12 protein-coding genes are annotated in these 11,535 nt (G+C 29.4%); all 12 read right to left on the reverse strand.

What is annotated here, in order from left to right:
* Positions 1 to 753, reverse strand: a 753-nt coding sequence (locus AB4Y90_RS11925; protein ID WP_441557800.1) for a hypothetical protein, incomplete at its 3' end; no start/stop codon positions are given.
* Between the two features lie 117 nt (positions 754 to 870).
* On the reverse strand, positions 871 to 1,416 hold the full coding sequence (rfbC, locus tag AB4Y90_RS11930) for a dTDP-4-dehydrorhamnose 3,5-epimerase (protein ID WP_441557801.1): 546 nt from the start codon (positions 1,414 to 1,416) through the stop codon (positions 871 to 873).
* 106 nt (positions 1,417 to 1,522) lie between these two features.
* The gene (locus AB4Y90_RS11935; protein ID WP_441557802.1) at positions 1,523 to 2,635 is read right to left on the reverse strand and encodes a glycosyltransferase; all 1,113 of its coding nucleotides are present in this window, start codon (positions 2,633 to 2,635) and stop codon (positions 1,523 to 1,525) included.
* A gap of 157 nt (positions 2,636 to 2,792) precedes the next feature.
* Entirely contained in the window at positions 2,793 to 3,743 is a 951-nt protein-coding gene (locus tag AB4Y90_RS11940; protein WP_441557803.1) for a hypothetical protein, read from the reverse strand.
* A gap of 41 nt (positions 3,744 to 3,784) precedes the next feature.
* Positions 3,785 to 4,264 carry an acyltransferase gene (locus tag AB4Y90_RS11945; RefSeq protein ID WP_441557804.1) on the reverse strand — a complete coding sequence of 160 codons (480 nt, stop codon included), beginning with the start codon at positions 4,262 to 4,264 and terminating at the stop codon, positions 3,785 to 3,787.
* Positions 4,265 to 4,271: 7 nt separating this feature from the next.
* On the reverse strand, positions 4,272 to 5,225 hold the full coding sequence (locus AB4Y90_RS11950; protein WP_441557805.1) for a glycosyltransferase family 2 protein: 954 nt from the start codon (positions 5,223 to 5,225) through the stop codon (positions 4,272 to 4,274).
* A gap of 22 nt (positions 5,226 to 5,247) precedes the next feature.
* A complete protein-coding gene (locus AB4Y90_RS11955) occupies positions 5,248 to 6,390 on the reverse strand; it encodes a glycosyltransferase family 4 protein (protein WP_441557806.1) in 1,143 nt (380 codons plus the stop codon).
* A gap of 5 nt (positions 6,391 to 6,395) precedes the next feature.
* Positions 6,396 to 7,619, reverse strand: a complete 1,224-nt coding sequence (locus AB4Y90_RS11960) for an EpsG family protein (RefSeq protein ID WP_441557807.1) — start codon at positions 7,617 to 7,619, stop codon at positions 6,396 to 6,398.
* A 35-nt stretch (positions 7,620 to 7,654) separates the two neighbouring features.
* On the reverse strand, positions 7,655 to 8,557 hold the full coding sequence (locus AB4Y90_RS11965) for a glycosyltransferase family 2 protein (RefSeq protein ID WP_441557808.1): 903 nt from the start codon (positions 8,555 to 8,557) through the stop codon (positions 7,655 to 7,657).
* Positions 8,554 to 9,690, reverse strand: a complete 1,137-nt coding sequence (locus AB4Y90_RS11970) for an NAD-dependent epimerase/dehydratase family protein (RefSeq protein WP_441557809.1) — start codon at positions 9,688 to 9,690, stop codon at positions 8,554 to 8,556. The genes AB4Y90_RS11965 and AB4Y90_RS11970 overlap by 4 nt, the downstream gene beginning before the upstream one ends.
* Complete coding sequence (locus tag AB4Y90_RS11975; protein WP_441557810.1) at positions 9,687 to 10,619, reverse strand: class I SAM-dependent methyltransferase; 933 nt, start codon at positions 10,617 to 10,619, stop codon at positions 9,687 to 9,689. The genes AB4Y90_RS11970 and AB4Y90_RS11975 overlap by 4 nt, the downstream gene beginning before the upstream one ends.
* 195 nt (positions 10,620 to 10,814) lie before the next feature.
* Positions 10,815 to 11,264, reverse strand: a complete 450-nt coding sequence (locus AB4Y90_RS11980) for a DapH/DapD/GlmU-related protein (protein WP_441557811.1) — start codon at positions 11,262 to 11,264, stop codon at positions 10,815 to 10,817.
* Positions 11,265 to 11,535: the final 271 nt, after the last annotated feature.

Raw genomic sequence — 11,535 nt, forward strand, 5'->3', positions numbered from 1 at the left:
ATTTGAAAGAGGCTCTCTTATGAGCTTAAGAAACGGAATTTCGTGGATCACATCAAAATAGTTAGGTCCTAAATTGGCATATTTGAAATCGGGGACCATGTATATTCTTATCATTTTGTGCTCAGCAATTTCAATAATTTGCTTATAAAGCTCAACATCAATATCATTATCGCAGAAAATAATACTGCTTATTTTGGTAGTTTCTAAATCATGAAACAGCTTATCTATTCTGCCAAGATATTTATTTTTTGTTTCTGTACTTACAATTGTATAAGTTCCTCTTATTCCGAGGGTTCTTCTCAAGTCATTGTTTGAGAGCAATGTAGCAGATAATTTATTTTCGCCAACCAATACTGTATTAAAAGAATAAAGTTTTCTGCCTAATCTTACTCTGTTTTTTTTCCTGTATAAGAAAAGTAAAAATCTGGTCAAAGTCATAGAAAAACCAACCAGCAGAAAGTAGACAATAATATTAGTATAATTGATTTTTACAGAAAAAATAAGAAGCAGGAAAATTACGGAAGAGAGGATTAATAAAGAAAATGATTTAGCCAAAGCATTAAAATGCAATGATGATTCTTTTATTTTTAAGCTTTTATATGGTTTGGTAATTATAGTAATGACAAACCATGAAATATTGAGCAGAAGAAGCTGAGCTTTATATTCCTGAGCAAAATCTCTTTGATCGAATTCAAAAAAATAAAATTTACCAAAAACAAACAATAAGTTGATAATAAGATAATCTATTATCAAAAATATTCTAGGCAGATGTTTAAAAAAATAACTTAACATACAATCTTCCAACCATTTGTGAATACTTATTTTTAATAAAAAACTAAAAAATTTTAACTTTAATAAGCTTCTAATATATTAAAAATTTTTCAAAACAAAAGCTGGTAAAACCTGATCTTTATCTGATAAAATAATATCTTCTGAAGGAAGCTTCCAATCGATATTAAGATCCGGATCATTCCAAAGAACTCCTCCTTCTGATGCCTTATCGTAAAAATTATCACATTTATAAGAAAATATGGCTGTATCGCTTAATACAGAGAAACCATGTCCGAAACCCCTTGGAACGTAAAGCTGCAGTTTATTCTCAGCTGTCAATTCAAGCGAAAACCATTGCCCGAATGTAGGAGAATCTTCTCTTAAATCAACGGCAACGTCCAAAACTTTTCCTTCTAAACAAGAAACTAATTTTGCCTGAGCATTATCTCCTTTCTGTAAATGCAGACCTCTTAAAACACCGTATGAAGATTTAGAAATATTATCCTGAACAAAGTGACCGTTCATCTCGGTTAGTTCTTCAAATTTTTGTTCATTGAATTTTTCGTAAAAATATCCTCTTTCATCTGCGAAAATGGTTGGTTCGATAATATAACAATCTTTAAGCGGTGTAGATTTTATTTTCATAATTATTCCTTATATAATAATCTTTTACACTTGAATAAAGTAAAAGAGCCTTATGCGTAACAAAATTAAGACTATATTTCAAAATATAATTTTAAAATATAATTTGTTAATAAATATTTTTTTTCATGAATGAGCTAAAGTTTTCAATAAAATTTTTTTCATTGAATTTTTCAGCGTTTGTACGAATAATTCTCGGGTCAAAATTGCATATAATATCTTCAAATTCTCTTACAGCATCTACAATTGCAGCAACATCCTGCGTTTTAAAAAATACTCCTGTTTTATTTTCAATAACAGTTTCTAAAACTCCACCTTTTCCATAAGCAATTACAGGGGTACCACAAGACTGAGCTTCTACTGGAGCGATCCCAAAATCTTCTACTGACGAAAATACAAATGCACGTGCATTACTGATATAATTACTGATTTCATCCGAATTCAAAAAACCTGTAAAAATAATATTATTGTGCCCTTTTGCTAACTTTTCCAATTTTATTTTTTCAGATCCGTCTCCGATAATAATTAATTTTTTATTTAAGATAATAAAGGCTTTTATAAGCAAATCAAATCTTTTATATTGAACTAATCTACCAACAGTAACATAATAATCTGAATCTTGTATTTTGGTATTACGCAAACTAAATTTATCAATCGAAACAGGTGGATATATGACTTCTGACTTTCTGTTATAATTTTTTTCTATCCAATTCTGCACATATTTAGAGTTGGCTATTATATATTCCGGATTTTGTGCCATACGTTTATCAAAAGATTGTAAATACTTTCGAAGAGGTAGACATAATATTCTTAGAGGCCCTTTAAAATAATTATCATATTCATCCCAAACATATTTGAAATTTCTTGCCTGCATATAACATATATGCGTTTCATTTCCAATTCTAAAGCCTTTGGATAAACACCATGATGAACTGATTATTAGATCTACAGAATATTTTTTATGATTTTGCGAATTAAAACTTTTAGTAACTAACGGAAAAAATGGTAACGCAAATCTAAATTTATTTCCTAAAAATTTCAACAAATAACTTGTTTTTATTTCTGGGTTCTTCCCATTAAACATTATTAGCTTATCCTTTTTCTTCATTATATCTGCATAAGCAAAATAATAATCAACCGGCATACATTTATCTATAGAATTTATGACTCTCTCTGCACCTCCATATTTGTCAAACCAATCGTGAATCAAAGCTAATTTCATGTAGAGTTATTAAAATTATTTTTTTAATGAAAATATTATTATAAAGAAATATTCTTTAGCAATTTCTTATTAAATTTATTTATATAATTAATCCTAAAAAGAAATCAAAAAAAATATTGTTTAACTGAAGAAATAATCAAATGAGTTTCTTCAGTTATTATGAAATTGACAGATAATATATTGTTTTAGGATTCATTGCTGGCATTACAATTTCTACTGTATTTCTGCTTACTGTAATTCTTTGATTCTTCTTAAAAATCATATTTTCCATAGGAGCTTCACCAGTACTTGGAATCTCGTAAATTTTCAAATCCAAATGTTTATTTTTTCCGAAAATAACTTGTAAATTTTTAAGATCAACTTTTGTGTTAATTACTTTATTGCCGCTATTATTGGCTATTATAAGATACCCGTCTTTTTTTTCATAAGAGGCAAATACAGCAAATTGATCGTAATTATTCGTTTCTTTTACCCTGTTTTTTAAACTTTGATTATAGATTTTATAAGCCCAATATATGGATCTGGGTTTTCCATTTTTATCTAGCAATCCATTCATAGAATTATTACAATTAAAAACACCATCACTTTCTTTCCAACAACTTTTGCAAGTGCCATCTATACCATTATTTTCAAAATATTTAAAATTCTGTAAAGCTTCTGATGGAGCAAACATGACGCAAATATCATAAATGACAGTATTTTTAAATTTCTGATATTCTRCAGTTATTAAGGTTTTGAATCTATCTCCGTCTAATGGATGTGGCCATAATTTATTATTTTTTTTTCCGGGATAACCGTAAATATCCGAGATTACCACAATAGGAGTTATACCGAAACTCCGCAGATATGCTATGTCTTCTGGAGATTTGTGAGACCAGCCAATACCAATGCGCCAATACTTTGGTTTGAGTTCTTTTATATTTTTTTCAAGAAGTCTAATATTATCGTAATGTAAAAACCCAGACATAGAGTTTACATTTCCAAGTTTTTTGCTAAAATCAACTTCTACTTTTACCGAGTCTTTAATTCTTTGACTTTTGACAGAAACAAACATCAAAAAAAAGACAATAACGATAAAAAGTTTTTTATTTGAATGTGCTAAAATCATTTTTCTAAAAAATTTGATTGATTTATATCTTATCTCAAAATTTAAATATTTATAAGGCTTTGCTGATTAACAATGACAGAACCTGGTTCCACATCTTTAAAAATGACACATCCAGCTCCGATAACAGAATTAGCTCCGATTTTGACACCTTTTAGAATCACAACATTGGATCCTATCCAACAGTTTTCTCCAATTATAATCGGTTTTGAGTTATAACCTTGGTTTTTAATGAGAACAGAAGTGTTTTTGTAATTATGGTTGTGATCATAAATTTTCACATTTTCTCCAAAAATTGTATTCTTTCCTATTTCTATTTTATTTATAGAACAAACAGAACAATAGTTATTAAAAAAAACACCATCTGAAATAATGACTTTCCCTTCTCTACCTCCTATCATGAGTGTAAATCCCTTTCTAAAAGTAACTTTTTTTCCAAATTGAAATGATGTACCATATATTATTTTATATAAAAATAAATAAAAATAGGCATTCAGATGAAAATACAATTTAAATAAAATCATAGTTTTTTTATTTAATTATTTTTAAGATCCTAATTACATTATTAATTCCGAAATAAGATAAAAGGCAGGTAATTCTTGATCTCATTTTCGCTTCTTTGTCTTTTATTACAGTTAATCTATAAGATTTAATTTTATTTATTAAAAACAATCGGTTTTGATTATCAAATGGCATTGAAAGTAAAATGTGAAAACTAAAATTTAAAATTCTGGAATTGAGCGGTTTTAAAAAATGAGGAGCATTATTAAAATCAGACTCAAGTTGATTTATTATTTTCACAGTACTATCAATTTTTTTTTGACTAAATGGGGATCCTTCTATGCTGGTGGATCTTCTTAAATAATAATAAGTTTCTTTGGTTGAAAAAGCAACTTTATCACTTTTTTGAAAAAGTTTATATGTCGTTGGCAAATCTTCAAACAATAGTCCTACCGGATAACGTAATCCATCTGAAAACAAAGATCTATGATACAATTTTGCCCAAGCACTGGTATCAAATTTTTTTTGATAAAACATTTCTTTGATAGCGTTGTCTCCAGAAAAAACATATTCTTTTATGACCTTATTACCATCTTTTAATTCATCATCTTGTCCAAATCTAATATAACCAGATGCAGATATTTTACAGTCATTTTTTTTTATTAATTCATACAAAGTCGAAACATAATCATCACTAACATAATCATCACTATCAACAAATGTAATATATTCTCCAGATGCCACATCTATGGCTACGTTTCTAGCATCAGAAAGACCTCCATTTTTTTTATGAATGACTTTGATTCTAGAATCTTTTTTTGCATAACTGTCACATATCTCACCGCATTGATCGGGAGAACCATCATCTACCAAAATAATTTCCAAATCTGGATAGTCTTGAGTGATTACGCTATCCAAACATTTTTCTAAATATTGCTCGACATTATAAACTGGTATAATTATCGTTATTAGAGGATTTTTCATAAATTTAGAATGTTTTAGATAATTATTTTATGTTTTTAAGTGATTCTATAAATCGATTTGCAGAGCTTGTCCAGCTTTTTTCTCCTGAAAAATACAACTTTTCAATATTCTGAGACATTGTTTCTAATAAATAACTGTTATTATACAATTCCAGTATGGCATTTGTGATTGATTCTGAATTTTTGGGCTCAATGATAATCCCGGTCAATTGATCTTGAACCATTTCTGGCAATCCACCGACATTGGTTGCTATGACAGGTTTTTTGAAGGCATAAGCAGACATCACTACCCCACTTTGTGTAGCATCGATATATGGGCAAACAACTACAGAAGAATTGAAAATAAGATTGGCAAGATTTTCTGGAATTATAAATTCATTAATAATTTTAATTTCAGGATACTTTTTATATGGTTCTATATCAAAATCAAAATCACCACTACCTGCGATTGTCAAAGTAATATCAGTATATTTTTTGGTTGACAGAATGGCTACAAAAGCATCCAGCAGGAATTTGATTCCTTTATATGGCGATATACGACCAAAAAACAAGATGTTGAAATTCCCAGGATCAACAGATTCATCCGTTTTGAAATAATTCAGAAAATCATACACACTCAGAAAAGACGTATGAATGTCTTTTGGACTATAGTTATAATACGATATAAATTCATTTTTTTGATTTTCATTTAAAAGCATTTTTTGTTGAATCAAGCTAAAATGTATTTTTCTCAAAAATCTGTCTACGAACAAATTTTCTCCGGAATGCAAAAAAGGATCATGTACAACCAACAACATTTTTTTTCTGAAGGTTAATGTAGAAACAAAATAAGTGAGCATACTGTTATCGATGATAATAACATCCGGATTGATTTCTTTTAGATACTGATGGATTTGGTAAGATATATGGAGTTTTTTGATAACATTGGAGTTCCGAGTTCCTTTGATTACAAATGTTTTGTCAAGATCAACCAAATCTTGGAAACGTTCTAGTTGATCTACTTCTGTTCCTTTGGAGATGGTTTTCGTTAATTTTTTTTTATCAAGAAAATTATATATTTCATACAAAGCTTCTGTGAAAAAATAAACATCATTATTTTGTTTCATTGCATTTACAAGAGACACATTGGCATCTAATGCAAAGGTAGATAAGAAGGCAATTTTCATGTTTATTATTTCTTTTTAGGGTCCAGCACTTTGTCCAAATGTTTATTAAAAATGAAATACGCTTTTGTAATAGTTGGCTTATCCCACAAAATATTCTCGTAATTCCTTAGTATATTATTATTGGAATAAACCATTTTGTAAATCCCAAAGAACAATAACACCACTGTAAACACAATCTTCAGTTCCTGTTTTAGTGTTGTATATAGATAAGGATATAATATCCAATAGGAAAAAACAAACAAGGTTGTGATCCTGTCTATAAAAACTGAGTATTCTGACAAAAAGAAATAACTTACGGCATAAAGGAAAAATGAATTATAAAAGATGTTGAGTGTATTTTCGTCCTTTATCTTGTCACCAATTTTTCTGTAGAATTGATACAAAATAATAAAAGTAAATACCTTTTCCAAATAACCAACAGAAATACTATAGCTGCTGTTGTATAACTTATTGTTAGAATAGCCTTCTGCCAATAAGGAGTATGCTCCTCCAAAAAAATCTCCCACAGCAATTACAATAGGTGTTATGTACTTAATCTGTCCTAAAAACAGAAAATTCCCCAATAAAAATGTACCCCAAACAAAAGACGTTGGAATTTTTTTATGCAAAAAGAAATAAGCTGGAAAAAAGAAGATTGCTGATGAGTGAAATAAAATTCCAATGCCATTACATATAAAAAATTTAACCGCATTTCTTTCTTTGATAAATTGAAGAGAATAGATAAAAAGAAATATGGACTTGGAGTTTCTTAACAAATTGATTTCTATTATTAACCCAGAAAAGATTAAGTACATAATAAAACCTAAAACATACTGAGGAGAATATTTCTTGAAAAAATAATTAAGAAAAAGAACGTTTATAAAAGAAGAAAAAATCTGGAGTGTTAAATAGTCCTCATTGATACTTTTTAAAAATATTAAAATGACTTTGAAACCTGGTTCAATTTTCAATAAAACATCCTCATTGATCCCTGAAAAAAACTTCGCAATTCCCCTAGTATCATCTATGGTTGGAGCCATTTCATATAAAGGATAATAAACAGTAAAATCTGTATCCAAATAGCCTCTAAACCCAAAGAAAACAAAAAAAACCAACATACATAAGTATCTGACCATCTTGATATCTCCTTCTTTCTTTCTTATTTTATTTTCCCAAAGGAAAAGAACAAAGAAAATCAAAAAAAGGATAATATATGGTATCGAATAGATATAACTAAAGGTAGGTTGCATAATATTGCTTGTGGTTTAAATTTTAAGAAATGCCCTTATTTATATCCTGGCTTATTATTCATATACAAATCCAATCCCTCTTTATAAGATTTCAAAGCGAGATGCCATTGATTTTTTGGATATCTAAAATATAATATGATCAAAATATACAAAAAATTATATAGCACAACATATCGCGCATAGAAAAAACTATAATTCTTCAATGAAAAATAGACCAAATTCCGCCATAAAAATTTCACAGAAAAATCGCTCATCTTGCCTGTAGAAGTAGACTCATTATGATGGATGAGCGACTCATAGATGTACCAGAGTTTTTTATTTTTCTGGATAGCTCTGTGAACAAAGTCCGTGTCATCATAATAGACAAAATAGTTCTCATCCATCAATCCTACACTGTTAAAAAGTTCTTTTTTGATCAGCATAAAACAAGTGGGAGAATAGGTCACATCTTGGTCTTTATCAAACTGCCCTTTATCCTCTTCTCCCTGTCCATAATGTAAAGTGAGACCATTGCGTTTTTTATAACCGCCACCAGCGCACCATATTTTGTTGGTCCCGTAAAAATAGATTTTTGGAACTACCATATCTGCGTTGTGTCTGTCAAACCCCATCAGCAATTTTTCAATGGCGTCATTTTCAAGTGCAATATCATTGTTAGACAGCAAAACTAAATCACATTGATCCATTATTGCTTTTCTAATCCCAATATTATTACCTTTTGCAACACCATAATTTGCATCGTTTTCAATGATGACGGTTTCGAATTGATAACCGGAAGCAAGCGTTTTACTTAATTCCAAAGAATTATCAGGAGACAGATTATCTACAACATATAAAATAAAATTTTTATATGATTGTTTACTCAATGTCTCAAAAAATTCTTCCAGTACAGATTCACTATTATATAAAACTGTTACTATGCCTATTTTTCTACTCATTTATACAAGCCTTTCTTCTTCATCTCTTCAATAGAAGATTCATACTTATCTTCAGGGATTTCTTGTTGATTAACCCATTTTGCAAACGCCTCAATTCCTTTATTAAAACTCCATTTTGGCTCAAAGTCTAATTCTAACTTTATTTTAGAAATATCTGCAAAGTTATGTCTGATATCGCCCAATCTATAGTTTCCTGATATTTGTATTGGCACTTCACGCTCATAGAATTTTGCCAAAGTATTTGCTACCGTAATCACATCGGTCGCAACACCTGTTCCTACATTATAAACCTGACCATTCGCTTCATCTTTTTCAAGTCCCAATATAGTTGCGTTAGCTATATCTTCAATAAAGACAAAATCTCTTGTTTCTTTGCCATCTTCGAAAATATTAATAGCGTTTCCATTTTTAATGCGGGTAGAAAAAATAGACAAAATACCTGTATATGGATTTGATAAAGATTGTCCCGGTCCATATACGTTTTGATATCTATATCCTACTGCCGGAATTCCCAAAGATTTGCAAACTGTTAAAACCAATTGCTCTTGATTTTGTTTGGTAATACCATATACAGATGTGGGATGAATCTTGCTATCTTCCGTTGTAGATAGGATTTTTACAGTTTCATGACATATAGGGCATTTGCATTGGAAATCGCCTTTTGCCATATCAGCATCTAATCTTTCTGTTGGATAAACTATCCCATGATTTTGACATTCATATTTACCTTCTCCATAAATTGCACGCGAAGCCGCTACAATTACTTTTTTTATTTGATGAGAATTATTTGCAAGGATGTCTAACATAATAGCTGTTCCGCCAATATTAACATCAATGTATTTTTGAATCTCATACATCGATTGCCCAGTTCCTGTTTCAGCAGCTAAATGAATAATTGCATCCTGACCTTCAATAGCTTCAGTCCAGTCTTCTTTTGAAGTTACCGAACCATTAATAAATTTAGCCTTATTAAGTATACTTTTAAAAAGCGGTGAAGTCACTTGAGGATTGTCCCCATGAATCTGAGGCGACAAATTATCTAAAACCGTTACGTTCAATCCTTTATCTATAAGTTTCAGGGTAATATTTGAACCTATAAAACCTGCGCCACCAGTAATCAATATATTTTTCATCTAGACACTGCCTTTGTTTTAACAAATGTAATTTCCATACAGTCACCTCGTCTGAATAAATTGCTTAACCGAGCTAATTGATGGAAGATGATTCTATTATATTTGTTAATAAACCATCCATCATCACTTTTTTTCTTGTTTTTTAAATTAAGCAAAATCTGAATACCGCTAACAAAACTGGAATAATTAGCATTGTAGTCGATTTTTTCCATTTCAAATCCGTACTGTCTGCATAATTGGATAAGATTGTCTGGATTATATGAAAATGGGTGGAAAGGAACACCCAGATAATACCAATTTTTTCCAAACAAACGAAATGTCCAACTTTTTGTGTTTGGTACACCAATAAAAAGCCTCCCTTTTTCTTTTAAAATTCTATTGATTTCTCCTAGCAATTCGTGAGGTTCGGTAATGTGTTCAAAAGAATGATTACTTCTTATATAATCAAAAAAATCAGATTGGTAATTTGCTTCAAACAAGGTACCTTTAGATACTTTTAGGCCCAGTTTTTCGCCGATTATGCAGGCTGATTCTCGAATTTCCGTTCCATATGCTTCAGCACCTTGCTTGTGTAAGACATAAAGTTGTTCGCAGTCTCCTACACCCAAATCAAGCACTTTCTTCCCTGCAAAAGATAATTTCAAATCTTTTGCTTTTGCTCCTATTAAAAGATCCTTCAAAAAATTTGGTTTACTTTTTTTTATAATATCATTTGCTGTCTGTATGCTTGTATCATAATAATCTTCTGGGTATAGCGCAAATAATTCACTGTCTTCAATCATTGGATTCAGAAAAAGCAATTTACATTTTGTGCAAGAATAAACATCATAACTTTTTTCTGTGTGCCCATAATGTTTATCATATGTATTTGTATAAAAAGCAATATGATCGTCGCCACATACAGGGCAGTTTTTTCTGATTTCTTTCATGTTTGTTAATTTTTTTATATAGAACTTGTCTAAGATAAAATACAATTTATTTTTTTTACCAAAAAGGCACAAAAGTTATTTGATTTTTATAGTTTTCTTTTTAAAGTTTAAGAAACTGCTTTTTTAAACTTTAAAACGTCAATTATTTTCTTAAATCTTTTGTGCTTACAAATTTACTTTCAACAAGTTCATTATTTATATTTTCTCCCAAATTTTTGTGTCTGAATTGTACTTTTTAACAATTTTCGCTGGCGCACCAACGATGACACAGTAATCGTCAAAATATCCGGAGACTATACTATTAGCTCCTATTGTACAATGTTTTCCAATTTTTGTTCCTTGCATAATAACAACATTATTATAAATTTTACACCCTTCTCCTATATATACAGGTTTTGTTGTTATGTTTTGTTGTTCTATTGGCAAATGAATATCATCATAAGGATGATGAATATCCGTTATGGTTACATTGGCTGCAATTGCAGTATTTTTACCAATTTCTATAGATTCTGCACAAGTCAAATGTATATTTTGTTGAATAGTTACACCATCATTAAGAATAATTTTCGGATCAAATTTTTCAGCTTCATAGTGTTTTATGCCTTCAATTCTTGCATTATTCCCTATAGAAACTCTGTCACCCAAAATAATTGATTCTGGAGTAATCTTTAACGGGTTTATTATAACACAATATTTTCCAATTTTTTTGAAAAAAATATTGTACCAAAAAATAGTCTTAAACCTATTCCATTTAAAATTTATTATCTCCAATAATTTATACATATGTAATATCTTGTATATACATTTTATGAAAATCTAAATATTTAATATTCTTTCTTTTTAAAAGAAAACAACAGTTGTTTTACATTCTCATTTTTAATAATTACTGGTATAAATAAAGACAATGAGAATATAA

The sequence above is a fragment of the Chryseobacterium sp. 2TAF14 genome, from assembly GCF_052115105.1.
In the GTDB taxonomy this organism is placed as follows: Bacteria; Bacteroidota; Bacteroidia; order Flavobacteriales; family Weeksellaceae; genus Chryseobacterium.